General features: G+C 68.2%; 1 pseudogene. It reads left to right on the top strand.

Annotated elements, in window-relative coordinates:
- Window positions 1–403, top strand: a pseudogene (locus tag ACTJKO_RS17440) (DUF7507 domain-containing protein); the annotation flags it as partial.

Below are 403 nucleotides of genomic sequence, written 5' to 3'. Positions count from 1 at the left end.
GACGACCTGTCGAAGGTCCTCGACGACGCGGAGTACAACGGCGACGCCTCCGACGGTGCCACCGTCGACGGGAACACCCTGTCCTGGTCGGGCCCGCTCGCGATCGGTGCGACGCAGACGATCACCTACTCGGTCACGGTGAACAACCCCGACACGGGCGACAACGTGCTCAAGAACGCGGTCCGGCCGACGTCCCCGGGTGGCTCCTGCGACCCGGACGGCGAGTGCACGACCAGCACGGACGTGCGTGCGTTCACGGTGACGAAGACGTCGTCGCCGGCGGGCACCATCCACGAGGGTGACGAGGTGACCTACACGGTGACGGTGAAGAACACCGGGACCGCGGACTTCACCGCAGCGAACCCGGCCGCGTTCACCGACGACCTGTCGAAGGTCCTCGACG

Origin of the sequence: Curtobacterium sp. 22159, assembly GCF_052045775.1 — a bacterium.
In the GTDB taxonomy this organism is placed as follows: Bacteria; Actinomycetota; Actinomycetes; order Actinomycetales; family Microbacteriaceae; genus Curtobacterium.
This window is presented reverse-complemented; position numbering and strand designations above follow the sequence as displayed.